The sequence below is a fragment of the Pseudomonas sp. 21615526 genome (assembly GCF_013386245.1).
Classification (GTDB): Bacteria; Pseudomonadota; Gammaproteobacteria; order Pseudomonadales; family Pseudomonadaceae; genus Aquipseudomonas.
Genome location: NZ_JACAOM010000074.1, coordinates 50968 through 67690, shown reverse-complemented (window position 1 = coordinate 67690; position 16723 = coordinate 50968). Strand labels below are relative to the sequence as shown.

8 protein-coding genes and 2 pseudogenes are annotated in these 16723 nt (G+C 62.8%); 5 read left to right on the top strand and 5 right to left on the bottom strand.

The features are described 5' to 3' along the window. Positions 1–47: 47 nt before the first annotated feature. Complete coding sequence (locus HX786_RS21390) at positions 48–1493, top strand: SulP family inorganic anion transporter (protein ID WP_087693438.1); 1446 nt, start codon at positions 48–50, stop codon at positions 1491–1493. A 129-nt stretch (positions 1494–1622) separates the two neighbouring features. On the opposite strand, the gene HX786_RS21385 is transcribed toward HX786_RS21390, so the two are convergent. After that, positions 1623–2015, bottom strand: coding sequence for a lysozyme inhibitor LprI family protein (locus tag HX786_RS21385; RefSeq protein WP_003212286.1), 393 nt, complete (start codon positions 2013–2015; stop codon positions 1623–1625). 193 nt (positions 2016–2208) lie between these two features. Here HX786_RS21385 and HX786_RS21380 point away from each other — a divergent pair, with 193 nt between their 5' ends. From HX786_RS21380 to HX786_RS21365, 4 genes are read left to right on the top strand one after another with little or no spacing between them, the layout of a single operon-like run. Beyond that, on the top strand, positions 2209–3612 hold the full coding sequence (locus HX786_RS21380) for a gluconate:H+ symporter (protein ID WP_177028361.1): 1404 nt from the start codon (positions 2209–2211) through the stop codon (positions 3610–3612). A 15-nt stretch (positions 3613–3627) separates the two neighbouring features. Next, positions 3628–4488, top strand: a complete 861-nt coding sequence (locus HX786_RS21375) for a MurR/RpiR family transcriptional regulator (RefSeq protein WP_003212283.1) — start codon at positions 3628–3630, stop codon at positions 4486–4488. A gap of 1 nt (position 4489) precedes the next feature. Continuing rightward, entirely contained in the window at positions 4490–5953 is a 1464-nt protein-coding gene (locus tag HX786_RS21370; protein WP_177106179.1) for an amidohydrolase family protein, read from the top strand. 29 nt (positions 5954–5982) lie between these two features. After that, a complete protein-coding gene (locus tag HX786_RS21365; protein WP_003212279.1) occupies positions 5983–6351 on the top strand; it encodes a glyoxalase superfamily protein in 369 nt (122 codons plus the stop codon). Positions 6352–7002: 651 nt separating this feature from the next. Here HX786_RS21365 and HX786_RS32350 read toward each other — a convergent pair. From HX786_RS32350 to HX786_RS21350, 4 genes and pseudogenes are all read right to left on the bottom strand, one after another. Further along, positions 7003–7599 (bottom strand): annotated as a pseudogene (locus HX786_RS32350) (methyl-accepting chemotaxis protein); the annotation flags it as partial. Positions 7600–7857: 258 nt separating this feature from the next. After that, positions 7858–8889: pseudogene (locus tag HX786_RS32345) on the bottom strand (methyl-accepting chemotaxis protein); the annotation flags it as partial. 217 nt (positions 8890–9106) lie between these two features. Then, positions 9107–14851 (bottom strand): membrane-targeted effector domain-containing toxin, encoded by a 5745-nt coding sequence (locus HX786_RS21355; protein ID WP_178912559.1) that lies wholly within the window; start codon positions 14849–14851, stop codon positions 9107–9109. A 64-nt stretch (positions 14852–14915) separates the two neighbouring features. Next, the gene (locus tag HX786_RS21350) at positions 14916–16718 is read right to left on the bottom strand and encodes a CocE/NonD family hydrolase (protein ID WP_178912561.1); all 1803 of its coding nucleotides are present in this window, start codon (positions 16716–16718) and stop codon (positions 14916–14918) included. Positions 16719–16723 lie beyond the last annotated feature (5 nt).

Below are 16723 nucleotides of genomic sequence, written 5' to 3'. Positions count from 1 at the left end.
TTCCGTACCATCCCCAGCCTTATCCCCCGCAACTCCCCGGTACTTCAATGAACCTCACCCGTCTGCGCGCCGACGCCCTGGCCGGACTCACCACGTCTTTTGCCTTGCTGCCCGAATGCATCGCCTTTGCCCTGGTGGCTCACCTCAACCCGCTGATGGGCCTTTACGGCGCATTCATCATCTGCACCCTCACCGCGCTGTTCGGCGGCCGGCCCGGCATGGTCTCCGGTGCCGCCGGCTCGATGGCGGTGGTGATCGTCGCGCTGGTGGTGCAGCACGGCGTGCAGTACCTGCTGGCCACGGTGTTGCTGGGCGGGTTGATCATGGTCGCCTTCGGCCTGTTGCGCCTGGGCAAGCTGGTGCGCATGGTGCCGCACCCGGTGATGCTCGGGTTCGTCAACGGCCTGGCGATCATCATTGCCCTGGCGCAGCTGGAGCATTTCAAGAGCGGTGACACCTGGCTCAGCGGCACGCCGCTGTACGTAATGACCGGGCTGGTCGCGGCCACCATGGCCATCGTCTACCTGCTGCCGCGCCTGACCCGCGCCGTACCGCCAGCCCTGGTGGCGATCCTCGGCGTAGGCCTGGCGGTGTACCTGCTCGGCCTGCCGACCCGCACCCTGGGCGACATGGCCCACATCGCCGGCGGCCTGCCGACCTTCGCGCTGCCACAGATCCCCTGGACCCTCGAAACCCTGCACATCATCGCGCCCTACGCGATCCTGATGGCCATGGTCGGCCTGCTGGAAACCCTGCTGACCCTCAACCTCACCGACGAAATCACTGAAACCCGCGGCTACCCGGACCGTGAAAGCGTGGCCCTGGGCGCGGCGAATATGGTCTCCGGATTGTTCGGCGGCATGGGCGGCTGCGCGATGATCGGGCAAACCGTGATCAACCTCAGCTCCGGCGGGCGCGGGCGTTTCTCCGGGGTATTTGCCGGGGTGATGATCCTGTTGTTCATTCTGTTTCTGTCACCGCTGATCGAGCGCATTCCGCTGGCGGCGCTGGTGGGGGTGATGTTTGTGGTGTCCCAGCAGACCTTTGCCTGGGCGTCCCTGCGGGTGATCAACAAGGTGCCGCTCAACGACGTGCTGGTGATCATGGCGGTGACGGTGATTACCGTGTTCACCGACCTGGCGACGGCGGTGCTGTGCGGGATTGTGATTGCGGCGCTGAACTTCGCCTGGCAGCAGGCGCGCGAGCTGTACGCGGATGAGCATATGGAAGCGGACGGCAGCAAACTCTATCGGGTGCACGGCACGCTGTTTTTTGCCTCGACCACGCCGTTTTTGAATCGCTTCGATCCGGCCAACGACCCGGCCCAGGTGACGCTGGATTGCCGTCACTTGAGCTTCGTCGACTATTCGGCGATTGCTGCGTTGATGACCTTGCGCGAGCGCTACACCAAGGCCGGCAAGCATTTGCGGGTACTGCACCTGTCCGAGCGCTGCCGCAAACTGCTCAAGCGGGCCCGGGTGCAGCACGACTGACCGTTGTTGAAGTGCGATGATCGTTCCCACGCTCTGCGTGGGAACGCCGCTTTGGACGCTCCGCGTCCGCTCTTAAAATCGTGACGCGGAGCGTCACAGGATGCATTCCCACGCAGAGCGTGGGAACGATCATGGTCCGACCAGGTTTTCCAGTTCCTGGGCGCGGGTCTGGGTCATGTCCAGCACGCAGCCGGAGCCGTTGACCTGATCAATGGTGCCGCCGGTGGCCGAGCCGATGAAGCCGCAATTGGCATCGCGAAACTTGAGCCACTGGCGCTGGACGTCCTGCAACTGCTGCTTGCGGTTGCCTTCCATCGCCGTCATCGCGGTTTTGTAGGCGGTATTCAGGCGCGCGTCCTGCACCTTGGTTTCCTTGGCGTTGCAATCGACCATGTCGGCGGTGGTGTTGGCGCCGTCCATGCATTTTTTCAGTGCCGGGTTCTCATCGGCCGAGGCCGTGCCGCACAAGGCCAGCAACAGTGCGCCGGCGGCGAAAGGAACAAGCAGGGGGTTACGATTCATTCTGGGTTTTCCTGGTCATGAGTCGGTGTGCAGTCTAAGACTCGGCCTGCGCAGTTGAGTTTCCAGCCCCGGCGATCTTCATGTAAGAACGCCCCCCGAATTTTCATCCACTGACCCTGGGCATATCCCTGCGCGACAGGGCTTGTCTGTGGGCGAAAATTACTTTCATAAAAATTGAAAATGCACCTCGGTAATGATTTATGACTTTCACAACCTATTCGACGTGACCCTTTCCGAGGAGTACCGCATGGCCGCATCACCGGGGTATTGGCTGTTGATCTACGCCGCCATCGCCATCATTGCATTGATCGTATTGATCGCGCGTTACCGGCTCAACCCGTTTATCGTCATCACCCTGGTGTCTATCGGCCTGGCGCTGTTGGCCGGGATGCCGGCGGACACGATCATGGGCTCCTACGAGGCGGGCGTCGGCAAGACGCTGGGGCATATTGCGCTGGTGGTCGCGCTGGGCACCATGCTCGGCAAGATGATGGCCGAGTCCGGTGGCGCCGAGCAGGTGGCGCGCACGCTGATCAACCGGTTCGGCGAGCGTAACGCGCACTGGGCAATGGTCTGTATCGCGTTCCTGGTGGGGCTGCCGCTGTTTTTCGAGGTCGGTTTTGTGTTGCTGGTGCCGATCGCGTTTACCGTGGCGCGGCGGGTGGGCGTGTCGATCCTGATGGTCGGCCTGCCGATGGTGGCCGGCTTGTCGGTGGTGCATGCGCTGGTGCCGCCGCATCCGGCGGCGATGATGGCGGTGCTGGCCTATAACGCCTCGGTCGGGCAGACGGTGCTGTATGCGATTTTGATCGGCATACCCACCGCGATCATTGCCGGCCCGCTGTACGCCAAATTTATCGTGCCGCACATTCACCTGCCCGCGGAAAACCCGCTGGAACGCCAGTTCATCGACCGCGCGCCGCGCACCCGCCTGCCGAGTTTCGCCCTGACCATGGGCACCATCCTGTTACCGGTGGTGCTGATGATGATCGGCGGCTGGGCCAACCTGATTTCCACACCGGGCACCGCCTTTAACCAGTTCCTGTTGTTTATCGGTAACTCGGTGATTGCGCTGCTGGTGGCGACCCTGGTGAGCTTCTGGACCCTCGGCCTGGCCCAGGGTTTCAACCGCGAATCGATCCTCAAGTTCACCAACGAATGCCTGGCACCGACCGCCAGCATCACCTTGCTGGTGGGCGCGGGCGGTGGTTTGAACCGGATTCTGGTGGACGCCGGCGTCACCAATGAGATCCTCGGCCTGGCCCACGCCTTCAACCTGTCGCCTTTGGTGATGGGCTGGCTGTTCGCCGCGCTGATGCGCATCGCCACCGGCTCGGCCACCGTGGCCATGACCACGGCCTCAGGCGTGGTCGCACCGGTTGCGATGGGCCTGGGTTATCCACACCCGGAATTGCTGGTGCTTGCCACCGGCGCGGGTTCGGTAATCTTTTCCCACGTAAACGACGGCGGCTTCTGGCTGATCAAGGAATACTTCAATATGACGGTGATCCAGACCTTCAAGACCTGGACCGTGCTGGAGACCCTGATTTCGGTGGTCGCCTTCGGTCTGACTTATGGTTTGTCCTGCATCTTGTAACCCGGAGCCGAACCGATGGACATCCTCTACCAGATCCGCGCCCGCCAGGATTCCTTCAGCGCCGGCGAAGGGCGTATCGCCAAGCTGATGCTCGATGATGTCGGCTTTGCAGCGTCCGCCAGCCTGGAAGAATTGTCCCAACGGGCCGAGGTCAGCACCGCCACCTTGTCGCGTTTTGCCCGCAGCGTCGGCTGCCGCGACCTGCGTGACCTGCGCCTGCAACTGGCCCAGGCCAGCGGTGTCGGCAGCCGTTTCCTCGACCCGGCGGGCCTGCCGGAGCAGTCGGCGTTTCACCGGCAGATTCTCAGCGATATCGAGGCGACGTTGCGCCGGCACCTGTCCGGTTTCAACCAGCGCAGTTTTGTCGACGCCGTGAGCCTGCTGGGCAATGCGCGGATGATCCACGCGTTCGGCATGGGCGGGCCGTCGAGCCTGTGCAGCGACGAGTTGCAAGTGCGCCTGGTGCGCCTGGGCTACGCGATCAACGCCTGCCACGACCCGGTGATGATGCGCGTGACCGCCGCCACCCTGGGCCCGGAGCATGCGCTGATCGTCTGCTCGCTGACCGGCATCACCCCGGAGGTATTGGGCGTGGTGGCGCTGGCACGCAACTACGGCGCAAAAATCATCGCCATCACCCTGCCGGATTCTCCGCTGGCGCAGTTGGCCGATGTGCTGCTGCCGCTGCAACCGGCCGAAACCAGTTTTATCTACAAGCCAACGGCGGCGCGCTACGGAATGCTGTTGGCCATCGATGTGCTCGCTACCGAGCTGGCCTTGGCCATGCCGGACGACAACCAGGAACGCCTGCGACGGATCAAGCTGGCCCTGGACGATTATCGCGGCGGCCCTGACAGCCTGCCGCTTGGAGATTGAGATGAAGTACCACACGCTGATCCGCCAGGCGCTGATCATTGATGGCAGCAACACCCCCGGCTATGTAGCCGATGTGGCAGTGCACGAGGGCCGTATCGAGAAGATCGGCGACCTGTCCCGGGACAGCGCCGAGCATGAAATCGACGCTGCCGGGCGCGTATTGGCGCCGGGGTTTATCGACGTGCACACCCACGACGACACGGTGGTGATCCGTCACCCGCAGATGCTGCCCAAGCTGAGCCAGGGCGTGACCACGGTGATTGTCGGCAACTGCGGCATCAGCGCCTCGCCCGTGAGCTTGCAGGCTGATCCGCCGGACCCGATGAACCTGCTGGGCACCGCCGAGGCCTTTGCCTACCCACGGTTCAGCGATTACCGCGCGGCGGTGGAAAACGCCCACCCGGCCGTCAATGTGGCGGCGCTGATCGGCCACACCGCGCTGCGCAGCAACCATATGGACGACCTGCACCGTACCGCCACGCCGGGTGAAATCACCGCGATGCGCGTGCAGTTGCAGGAGAGTCTGGCGGACGGTGCCCTGGGTTTATCCACCGGGCTTGCATACGCCAGCGCCTTCAACGCCGAGACCGATGAAGTGCTGCAGTTGAGTGAAGAACTGACGGCGTATGGCGCGGTGTACACCACCCATTTGCGCAGCGAATTCGAACCGGTGCTGGAGGCGATGGACGAGGCTTTTCTGATCGGCCGGCATGCCAAGGCGCCGGTGATCATTTCCCACCTCAAGTGCGCGGGCGCCGGTAACTGGGGGCGCAGTCCGCAGTTGTTGGCCTCGCTGGAACACGCGGCGAAGACCCACCCGGTGGGCTGCGATTGCTACCCGTATGCGGCCAGCTCTTCGACCCTGGACCTCAAGCAAGTCACCGATGCGTTTCGCATCACCATCACCTGGTCTGCGCCGCATCCGGAAATGGGCGGGCGGGATCTGCAGGATATCGCCGCCGAGTGGGCGGTGCCGCTGATGGACGCCGCCCGCCGCCTGCAACCCGCCGGGGCGGTGTATTACGGGATGGACGAGACCGACGTGCAGCGCATCCTGGCGCATCCGCTGTCGATGATTGGCTCGGATGGTTTGCCGGAAGATCCGTTTCCTCATCCACGTCTGTGGGGCGCGTTTCCCCGGGTACTGGGGCATTTCAGCCGGGACCTTGGCTTGTTCCCGCTGCACACCGCCGTGCACAAGATGACCGGACTGTCGGCAGCGCGCTTTGGCTTGGCCGAGCGCGGTGAAATCCGTGAAGGACACTGGGCCGATCTGGTGCTGTTTGATCCGTTGCGGGTGCGGGATGTGGCGGACTTCAAAGAGCCGCAGCGCGCGGCGGAAGGGATTGACGGTGTGTGGGTTAACGGCGTGCTCAGCTACAGCGACGGGCAGGCCAACGGGCAGCGTCCCGGACGATTCCTGGCGCGCAGTGGGGATTTGCGAAACGGGTTTGCGGCCGTATAGTGGCCGCTCTCAAACACGGAGCAATCGCCATGCACTTAGGAAAAGTCACCCCCATCTTGCGCAGTTTCGACGAGGCCAAAACGTTGGAGTTCTACGTCGACTTCCTGGGGTTCAAGGTCGATTGGCAGCACCGGTTTGAAGACAACTTTCCGCTGTACCTGCAGGTGTCGCTGGGGGACTGCGTGCTGCACTTGTCCGAGCACCATGGCGATTGCACGCCAGGTGCGGCGGTGCGGATTCAGGCCCAAGGGCTGGAAGCGTACCAGCAACAGTTGCTGGCCAAGCATTACCGCAACGCCAAGCCCGGTATTGAAGACACGCCGTGGGGCAGCCGCGAGATGAGCATCAGCGACCCGTCTGGGAACCGGTTGGTGTTTGTTGAAGAAGTCAGCAGCTGAGGCTGCGCGCATAAATCGCAGGCAATAAAAAACCGCCTTAGTAGGGCGGTTTTTTATTGCAATCCCAGTTCGCGGCTGGGGTTGCGCCTCACCGGAAGCATTGACCTGCTGACCGGATACTACTGTCGGTTCAGGCATCACGCAAGGCCTGGTGTCACTCGGTGTTTTCAGTTCTTTGAGATCTACGCTATTTAAGGACGACTGCAAAAACTGGCAATAAATTCTTGGAGCGTTACCGGTGGATTAGTTCTCCCAGGTCACACCTTTGAGCGGGATGTTCGTTAGTATCGCCCCCGTTCTGTGTATGTCGTTTGTAGGTGGGCTGGGTACGCGCGCGAATTTATGGACCGAACGCCACGGGCTAGTAATCCGTGCCGGATTCATGCGGGAGGACCCAAAGCCCGGCCGCCTCACTGGAAGCATTGACCTGCGTCCGAAGGCTCACGTGTTCCGGTAAGTGCGCTGGAGGTAGGCCCAACTGATGGAGGGCCGAGTATGTCCAAGTTTGCACGACGTACGTGGGACCTCGTAGTGAACTCCCTGCGTGTTTATCACGTGTGGAAATTCCTGCGGGACAGCTTTGATGACCGTTAAGGTCTGAGAAGTGGGCCGCCCCGGTTTCGACCGGGGCGGCTTTTTTGTACCTGGGATTTACACCCGGAAATGGCTGACCATCTGTTGCAACTGCCCGCCCAAACGCGCCAGTTCCACACTCGACTTGGCCGTCTCGTCACTGGCCGCTGCCGTCTGCTCCGACACGTCCCGCACATTCACGATACTGCGGCTGATCTCTTCCGCCACGGCACTCTGCTGCTCGGCGGCTGCGGCGATCTGCTGGTTCATCGACTGGATATTCGACACCGTACGGGTGATGTTTTCCAGTGACACACCGGCCTTGCGCGTCAGTTCGACGCTGCTGTCGGTGAGGCTGCGGCTGTTGTTCATCACGGCGGCCACTTGCTGGGTGCCGTTCTGCAAACCGGCCACCAGGCCTTCGATTTCTTCGGTGGATTTCTGGGTGCGCTGGGCCAGGCCGCGCACCTCATCGGCGACCACCGCAAAACCCCGACCGGCTTCACCGGCACGGGCGGCTTCGATGGCGGCGTTGAGCGCCAGCAGGTTGGTCTGCTCGGCCACGGCCTTGATCACGTCCATCACGCTGCCGATCTTGTTGCTCTCTTGTTGCAGGTGCGTCATGGCGTCGGTGGAGCGCGCCACTTCAGCTGCCAGGCGTTCGATCTGGGCGATGGCTTCGGCCACCACCTTGTCACCGGCACGGGCTTCACCGTCGGCGGCCGAGGCAGCCTGGGACGCTTGTTCGGCGTTGCGTGCGACTTCCTGCACGGTGGCGGTCATCTCGTGCATGGCGGTGGCCACTTGATCGGTCTCGATCTTCTGGCTGTTGACCCCGGCACTGGTCTGTTCGGTCACGGCCGACAGCTCTTCGGCGGCGCTGGCGATCTGGGTCACGCCGTCGCGGATGCCGCTGATCAGTTCACGCAGGGTGGTGCCCATGCGCTGGATGCCTTGCTGCAACACGCCGAGTTCGTCGCGGCGGGTCACCTGGATGTTGTGGCTCAGGTCGCCGGAAGCGATGCGCTCCACCACGGCGAGGGTCTCGCGCAGTGGGCGGGTGATCTGGCGGGTGATGATCACGGCCGCCACGATGCCCACCAGCAAGGCCAGCAATGTGCTGATCAGTTGCAGGCTGCGGGCCTGGGCGCTTTCGGCGTCACGACGTTGCAGCTGGATGTCGTACAGCTTGTCGCTGATGGTGACAATGTCGGTGCCCTGGGTGGTCATTTCTGCCCGGGCCGAGACGATGTTGGCGTTGGCCGCCTTGTAGTTCTGCACCGCGCTGCGATAGGCGCCGAGAGCGGTTTCCAGGGCGGTCAGTGCAGGCTGTTGGCTGGCGCCAAACGCTGCGTGCAGGCCTTTCAGACCGTCGATGGCTTTCTCGATCTGCGCGGCAGCGCGGGCTTCAGTCTCGGCGTTGACGTTGCCGGTGTAGCCGCGCACTTCGTAGCGGGCCAACTGGAACTGTTCCTTGGCGCTGGTCACGGCCTCGAACTGGGCAAAGCGCTCGGTGCTCTCGGGCATCTGGCGCACGCTGGCGTCCAGGGCACTGATCTGCGCATTGGCGATGTCAGCCTTGTCGCCCATGACCTGGCGCGCGGCGTTACCGTTGCGGTAGGCCTCGCGCATTTTGTTCAAGGACTGCTGGTAAGCGGTGATGATCGCTTTTTGCTCATTGAGCAGCTTGAGGTTGTCCGGGCTCTTGAAGCTGTCCAGCAGCTTCTGTTGCTGGGCCACAAAACCGTCGAGGTTGGTCTGCACGTTTTGCGCCACGGCTTCGTCGCCGTTGGCCAACATGTATTGCAGGCGCACGATGCGCAGTTTGGTCAGCGAAGCGTTGAGCTGGGTGATGTCGCTCATCCAGTTGCTGCGGTCGATCAGGCCGCCCAGGCTGGTCCAGCCGGTGAGCGCGAGGATCGAGGTGAGGACCAGTACCAGGCCGAAGCCCAGGCCCAGTTTCATATTGACGCTGATGTTGCCGAACCAACTATTCATCGCATTCCTCCAGGAACAGATTTGCGGGTACATCCGGTTGCTGGAAGTAGCGACCAGCCGATGGGTAGTCAGGAGGTATCGGCAGCCCTGGCGAGAGCTGAAACGGTTTTTTCGTGAGGGCAGGATTTATGGAACGTGAGCGACGAGCGGTCGCACCGCCCTCATGCAGAGGGCGGTGCGAGGATCAGTGGACTTGGCGCATTCTTTTGCTGGTGGTGATGATGTTGATCAACGCTTCCCTGCTGCTGAAACGGCGGTCATCCAGGTTCCAGCGATTGACGAAGTGCCCCCTGGCATCCTGCTGCAACGCGGTGTGGACCAGTACGCCGTCGCGGTTTTTATGGACCATCTCCAACCCATCGTCCAGGGTGCGCTGAAGCAGATAGTCGCCTTTGCGCCGCAGGCGTTGTTCGAGGCTGAGGGGGGGTGCGGGCGTGGCAGGTAGCGGCAATGGCGCACCGGCGACTTCGACGTTTTTCTTGAAGTCGTAGCGCACCAATGGCCATTGCTGCTCGCGCGGCAGCGCCTGGACGCTGGCGGGCTCACGCACGAAGCCGCTGGCCGAGCCGGGCGGCACATCGTCCAGCAGCAGACTGATGCCGTTGTTGAGCTCGGCAATGCCCGGCACGCCGCGATGGGTATTGGCGTGCGTTTCGCCCACCAGTGCGACCCACTTGTGCGGCCCCTGTTGAAGCTGGTCGGCGCGGATCACCTGGGTCGCAAAGTAGTTGAACATTGATGTCCTGGAGCCGGGCATGCCGTCCACCCGCAAGCTGGCGACACAGTCGAGTGCGCGGATCCGCACGTTATGCTTCATCGCCACCTGCACCAGGCTGACAAAACCGTAGGGGCTGTCGGCCGGTACGCCGTGGCCTTTGTCCAATGCGTTGAGGTAGCTCCACAGTTCATCTGGCATAAAGCCCAGGCTGTGGACGATATCCAGGTCGGCTTGATGCAGCTCGGTGGTGAGTTGCTCCATGTACAGGGTTTTTACTTCTCGCGGGCCCTTCAGGTATTCCATGTGCCGGCTGAGGAAGCCTTTGCTCGACGTACCGGCGTGGGCTTCGCCGACTACCAGGCCATCGGCGGTGTCCAGCAGTTGATCGATAAATTTCGCCTCATCCAGGGTCGGGTCGACCGCAGGCAGTGCTCCCCGAGCAGGCGGTGTGTGTTCGGTAAAAAACGCCTGGGCCTGATCCTGAAGTTTTCTGCGGGTCTGGTCGAAGGTGGTTTGCGCCGCGCGACGGCTGCTGGCGGTCTCCCTGTAGGCGGTGGCGAAGAGCGCTTCACGCGTGCCTATCGGCAAGGTGATTTCCTCGCTGATCAGGCCCAGGTGTTCATGGGGCAGGTCAAAGGTGCTGAAGTGGCGCGGCGCCTCAACAGGCAGAGGGCGCGTTGGCCGTAGCGCGTGTGAGCGCTCCACCGAGGGCCCCGGGTGCGGCGCCGGTTGGCGTGCCGTGTGCAACGACAGCTTCAGGTCGCCCTTGGCCAGGGCATCGCCGGGAATGCCGCCGGCCACATCCGCGATGACTCGGGTGGGTTGGTCGAAGGCGTCGTCGACCCGCAGGGCAATGCTCTTTTGCAGGTCGGCCAGGCCCGGCGTGCCGCGATAGGTGCTCATGCGTTTTTGATCAACCAACGCTACCCAGCGCTCGCCCGGTTTTTTCGCCTGGTCATCGTTGATGAGGGTGTGGGAGTAAAAGTTGGTCAGCCGGTTGGCGCGAATCGGGGCCGGGCGTGAATCAAACAGGCACAGGGTGTTTTCCAGGTCGTAGGAGCTTGAGGCGTTCAACGGTCTGACCTCAATTCCGTGCTGTTGGGCGGTGTTTACCAGCATCCAGTGGCCGTGCAACCCGTCGGGGTCGCGGTAATTTTCCTTGTCGATGGATTTGAGCTGGCCCTCGGCCCGTTTCGAGAAACCACTGGAAAACCGTGAGTGGGTTTTCAAGTGATGAATGTCGCGCCACAGCGGCTCGATATAGAGAACCGTCACGTTCAGTTCGCGCAGGTACTGCATGTTTTCGATCAGCACCTGTTTAGCCGCGGTGGAAAACGGTGCCTCGCCTACCACCAGGTGGTGCGCGTCATCGATCAGCAGCTTGAGCAAGTCACGCAGGGCAATGTCTGGCGCCGGGTTCAGGGTTTCGGCCCGGGGAACCACGGCGGGCAACCGTGCAAAAAACGCGTCGGCGTCATCCGTCAGGGCCCTGACGTTGTCCAGGTGCTGTTTGAGTGCCGGGGCGAGTTGCCGACGCGAGATCCAGATGCTGTGGGTATTGAGGTCTCGATCCAGGTAGGCGATCTGCAGGAACAGCGCCGACCGGTCCTCAGGGGCGATGACAGCCGATACGTCGCGACGAAACTTTTCCGACAACTCATAGGGCTGGCCGAGTCTTTCAGGGCCAGGCATGCCACCGATGACACCGGAGCGCTGCCACTGGCCGTCCACCGTCTGGTTCACCAGCTTGCCGGTGGAGCGCAATTGCCCGCTGGTGTTGTCGTAGCGAAACAACAGGAATCGCCCCAGGCTGTCCGGGGTGTGCGAGGCCCACAGGCTGTCGCCGGCAAACAGCACGGGCTGCATGCCCTGGGGCAATGGGGGTTGCGGTTGCAGTTGCTTGATCAAGCTCATGGCCTGTTGGTCCTTGGTCACCCGGGCAATATGGCGCAACGGCGGACGGGCGAGCTTGACGGGGGCGAACAGCAGGGGCCGCAGGTCGGTCAACAACGTCCCGCCGGCATTGAGCAGCGCACCCAGATAGTGTCCCAGCGCGGCGGCGGTGTCGTTGCGGCTGTAGGCATGCAGGGCGAGCATCGAATCCTTGAACACCAGCAAGCCGCCCAAGGCCAGGCTCAGTGCCGGGAAGGGCGCGGTCAGCACGGCAATGGTGATTTCGCCGATCACGCTGACCAGCTCCATGATCATCTGCAAGCGCCCGGTGGTGGTGCTTTTGACTTCGTCGATACGGTGACGCAGCTTTTTGTCGTAGGTGTGGTAATGCAGTTTCTTCAGCGGCAGTGCGGTGCGAGGCACTTCGTCGAACACCGGCTTGGAATACACCCCCTTGAGCTGTGCCGGCAGGCCGGCCACCAACGCATGCAACCTCGGCTCGAACGCCGCGCGCTCAACGCTGGCGACCCGGCTGATGTAGTAGGTGTCCATGCCTTCAAGGTTTTTCAGGCGTTCGTTGAATTCCCGTTGCGGCCTGAAGGCGATGCCATCCGGTGCGTGCGGGGTGTAGAGCAGGGGCAGGTCGTTGGCGTGGTGGAACAGGTAGCAGCCATCGATCACTTGCCCGCTGATGTGCAGGGGATAGAGCCGATACCGATTGCGCATGGCATCGCTGTTATCGGCCAGGCTGTCGATGCTTTTTTCCAGCCAGGCCAGGTCGCCTGTTGCCAGGCAGCCTTGCAGGCAGCACTCAAGCGCGGCGACGTGCATGTGCAGTTGAGCAACCTCCAGGGCCATGTTGCGGCGCCATGCATAGTGGGGGCCTTGCGGGTCCAGCAGGGTTTTCTCGACCTCGGCGACATAGCGATCACCGATCCAGGTGCCTCTGACCGAGTTGCTCACCGTTTGCGCGGTGAGTCGACTCAGGTCGACGCCGGGCGGTCCCTTGAACTGCGCGGTGGTGCTGGCGTCGGGGTTGATAAAGCCCAGGCTGGCGTCGTAGCCGTTGCGGTACAGCGTGGTGTAGCTGACGCGTTCGCGCGGGGTGATCACGCCCACGAGGTTTGGGTCTACCGCCGGGATCGGGTTGCCGAGCAGTTGGTTGAGGGCGGCTTTTGCCGCCTTGTGCAAGTAACTGTCGAAGTCGGGAAACTGTTGTGGGCTACCCGGGCTTGCGGCGTAGGCCTGTGCCGCGCCCAGTGCCTGTTCCTTGAGATCGGCGAGTTTCTGTCGGTCGGCTGCCGATGCCTGGCTCAGCCACTTGGGCATCTGATACAGGTATTCATCGGCCTGCATGGCCAGCGTCGTGGTGCTCATTTCCACCAGGCAGGCCTCATAGGTGGAGGGCGCGCCGAAACTGATCATCAAATACTCAAGGCTGGCCGGGGTAAAACCCAGGGCGGAAAGCATCGCGCTGTATTTGGGCCGGATCCGGCTGACCAACTGTTCAAGCAGGTAGTCTTTCATGCTGCGCGAATCGGGAGCGGACGCTATCTCCTGGCTCCAGCCGAGGATATGCGCCTGCAATTCCCGCTCGCTGCCAAAGGCCTGGAACTGTTCGGCGCGAGGCGCGTGAGGCGTGCACAGCAGCAAGCGTTTGACCGCGCCCGTTGCATCGGTCTGGCGCAGCACCCACAGGTCCTTGAGCGGAGCCTTGTGCAGGAACAGGCAGCAGGCAGTGAGTGTGGGCGAGGGGCCTTCACTCAGGGTTTGCAGCAGTGCGTAGTCGTCCGCGCTGATATGGTTTTGCAACGACGCACTGTAGGCCAGCGCGTGCAGGCGGCTGTCGAGCATCTGCTGCATGGCTTCCTGTACGGCGGGCAAACTGTGGGCGCGCTTTTGTTCTTCGGCGAAGGTCAGGCTTGGTTGAACCTTGGCCAGCAGGTCGGCGAGGTAAGCCGGGGTGACGTCCTGGAACTCGGGCGGCAATGGCTGCTGGGCGTAGGTCAGTTGGGTGTGCTCGAGAAACTCGGAACCGGCGTGTTCATCGCCACGGTGCAAGCCACGTACCGCCAGTTGCACCAGGTTGTTGTGCTGGTTGTACGAGTTGCCTGACTTCAGGGTGCGCTCGGTGCTGATCTGCAGTTGCTCGGGGATCAGGCCCTGGATATCCAGGTCGTCGTCCAGGTGCTCAAGCAATTGCAGGCGCGCCATGGCCTCGGGCGAGGCCGCCGGGCCGAGCAGCGCCAGCACTTGCAGGCTGAGGTGTTCGTAAGTGCGCAGGTGTTCGGCGAGGGTTTTGCGCTGGGCCTCATTGGCGCTGCGGTACCAGTCGGGGGCGGATTCGTGGAGCAGTTTTTCCAGTAACTGTTGCGCGCGCAGTTCCAGGCGCGAGGACAGGTCCCAAGGCGAGCAGCGCAGCGCCTGGTCCAGTTCGAGGGTCATTCTGGCGACGTCTGTCGGCGCGGGGTGGCCGTCCAGGCCAAGGGCAAACGCGATGTCCTGATGTTGTTTGTCCTGCAGGGCATTGTAAGTGTGTTCGTTCAGCGGGAGGCTGTCGATAGGGCCTGGCACCAGCGGCCAGATACTCGCCGCGCGCAAGTGCTGGTAACGGCGCGGCAAGTGTTGCAGCAGTTCCTGGCGCCAGGCCGACTGCTTCATGCGCTCCTGCAGCGTGCGGTCCAGGTGTTTGAGCGAGGTGAAAGCCTCCAGGCCTCGGGAAGGGGTGAACAGCAACACATCACCGTCCTCGATTTCCAGGTGGGTGGCCGGTGTTTGGCTGCGGGTGAGGACGAACACCCCGGCGAACTCGATGGTCTGCTGGCGGTAGCGAAACGTCAGGCGATGGATACCCGGGCGCAGCTCGGGGCCGCTGACGATATTCGTCACCAGCAGCTGGTCGGCAGGGCTGAGCAGGCGATCCTTGACCTTCAGCCTGGCCTCGGCCTCCAGCATCGGCTGGTGGCTGTCGAGTATCCAGTTCTTGCGTAGATGGCCGTTGGGCCGCCGTTCGATTTCCAGGGCGGCCAGCTTCTTGTGCAATGCCTGGCTGATGCGCGTGCGGTTCAACCGGCCGGGCTCGCCCTGGATCACCCAGTCGCCGGGGACGGTGTAATGCACTTGTGCGTTCTGCAGGCTCCAGCGGCTTTCTTCTGCCAGGGCGGTGTGCAATGCCTGCACCTCCAGCAACTCGGTAGAAGACTGCGCTGCCGGTGCGTGGCCGTTGGGGAAAATCTGTAGACGATGACCGATTTGCAGCAGGTAGCCGTTCAGTTGTTCCGGGGTAAGTGGTGATGTGTTCGGGGGCTGGGCGGGCATGGCCGGTCCTCAGGGAGTCAATGGTCCCTGAGGGTGCGCAGTCTCGGCGTGTGGATGGCGGTAGTTAGTTACTCAAGGCCTCGACCACGGTCAGTATCAGGCGTGACGGGCAATCGGTACTCAGGTGTAGCGTGTTGCGCGCCACCCTGGGATGTTCTGCCTGGCCGGGTGCTTCGCCGCTGTTGGGGTTGACGTCAAAGCGCGGGAAGTTGCTGCTGGCGATATCCAGGCGCAACCGGTGGCCGCGCTGGAACAGATTGCAGGTGGCGAAGGGTTCGATCACCACCTTGACCCGCTCACCCGGGGTCAGCAGGGTGGGGTGCTCCCAGGTGTTTCGGTAGCGGGCCCGCAGGATGCCGTCGGTGATGTTCATGGCGTAGCCGTCCGGGTAGACGTCGACCAGTTTGGCGGTGAAGTCGGTGTCGGGCGCATCGCTGTCGATCCATAGCTCTACGCGCAGCGGGCCTGCGACGATCAGGTCGTGGCTGAGTGGCTCGGTCTGGAAGCTTAAGACATCGCTGCGCTCGGCCAGGGGGCGCTGGTCGCCACGGGTACCGAAGAAGTCCGCCCGCTCGCGTTGGTCGAAAGCGCCGCCGACAAAAATCGGCGCGCCGGAGGTCAGGGCGCCACCGATGGTCGGCACCGGATCGGCCGGGTCGGCGCAGTAGCTGAGCTGGCCCTCGGTGGTCGGTGGTTCAGGTTGCAGTTGGCGTTGTGCGGTGAGGTGCAGGGTGAGTTGCCGGCTATCCGGTAGCGGCCATTGATGACTGTCGATCCAGTGCCCGCCATGTTGCAAGCGCCCCTGTTGATCGCGCTCACCGGTGCCACCGCCCATCAAGAACACCTTCACCGCCGCGGGTGCAGGCAGCGGCGAACCCTTGAGGGTGCGTTCAAACCAGTCCAGGCGGCAGCTCAACCAGTCTTTCGCCACCTGCCCGTCGAAAGCCGCTGGCGCACCAAATTCCGCATCGCCACTGTGAGTGATATTGCGATCACCATGCAGCCAGGGGCCCATGATCAACTGATGCTGCGCCGTACTGCCGCCGCAAAACGCCGCGTAGTTGGCGAGGGTCGAACTGACATAGGCGTCGTACCAACTGGACATGAACAGCACCGGGATATCCGGCAGATTGTGGTAATGCCCTTCGGCGTAGATGCCCGGTGCTTGCCAGTACGGGCCGAAGTCGCCCTGGGCCCACTGCTCCAGCAGATAGGCTTCGTACTCCGGCACATGCCGCAGGGGCGATTGCCCGGCGTGCCACGGCATGCGCTTGAACCACTGGTGGATGTCTTCCTGTTCGAGGGCTTCGAGGATCTTCGGATCCGCCAGTGCCGCCGGGCTTTCCTTGGCCTGGCGAAACGCCCAGGTGGCTTGCTTGAGCTCCAGCGCGCCGCCCTGGCGAATCCCGCATTGGTAGGCGTTGGCGAAGCCGCCGCTGTCCAGCACCATGCTGGCGAGGCCCGGCGGATGCAGGCAGGCCATCGCCAGTTGCGTGTGGGCGGCGTAGGACAGGCCCATGCTGCCAATCTTGCCGTTGCACCACGGCTGCTCGACGATCCAGGCCAGGGTGTCGCAACCGTCTTCGCCCTCTGCGGTGTATTTGGTGAACACGCCTTCGGAGGCATAGCGCCCGCGGCAATCCTGGAAGATCGCGACAAAGCCCTGGGCCGTGAGCCGCGCGGCCATGTGCTCGCGGGAAATATGCTGGCCGTCGAGCTGGATTTCCGAGCGCGATGGTTTGCTCTTGTCGTACGGGGTGCGTTCGATCACCACCGGAAAAGGGCCTGGACCGTGGGGCAAGTAGATATCGGTGGCCAGGTGGATGCCGTCGCGCATGGCGATCATCTGGTTGTGCAACGTCTGCATGGGAA